The 503-nt window shown below is 62.6% G+C and carries 1 protein-coding gene; it reads left to right on the forward strand.

Going from position 1 to position 503, the window contains the following annotated elements; all coding sequences use genetic code 11:
• Positions 1-136: 136 nt before the first annotated feature.
• Positions 137-503: chorismate synthase (locus tag AC1D00_RS44840; RefSeq protein ID WP_477015181.1), on the forward strand; the 367-nt coding region annotated here is incomplete at its 3' end.

Consider the following 503-nt stretch of genomic DNA (forward strand, 5'->3'; position numbering starts at 1 on the left):
CGAACCCGGAATCTTGAGATTCCGGGTCTGGTCCTTCGGACCATCCCGGAATGACGGGAACACCGTTTGACCGGTTCTGCCTCGCGCGCTACCACCGCAATGTAATTTGTCAGAATAGATAGGTCGGCGTCCGCGAATGTCCTTCAACACCTTCGGCCACATGTTCCGCGTCACCACCTTCGGCGAGAGCCATGGGGTGGCGATCGGCTGCGTGGTCGATGGCTGCCCGCCGATGATCCCGCTCACCGAGGCCGACATCCAGGGCGATCTCGATCGCCGCCGGCCCGGCCAGTCGCGCTTCACCACCCAGCGCCAGGAGCTGGATCAGGTAAAGATCCTGTCCGGGGTGATGGCGCATCCGGAGACCGGCGTGCAGGTGACGACGGGCACGCCGATCGGGCTCCTCATCGAGAACACCGACCAGCGCTCCAAGGATTATTCCGAGATCAAGGACAAGTTTCGGCCCGGTCACGCCGACTTCACCTATGAGGCCAAATACGGCC

Source organism: Bradyrhizobium sp. P2_E8 (assembly GCF_056403875.1).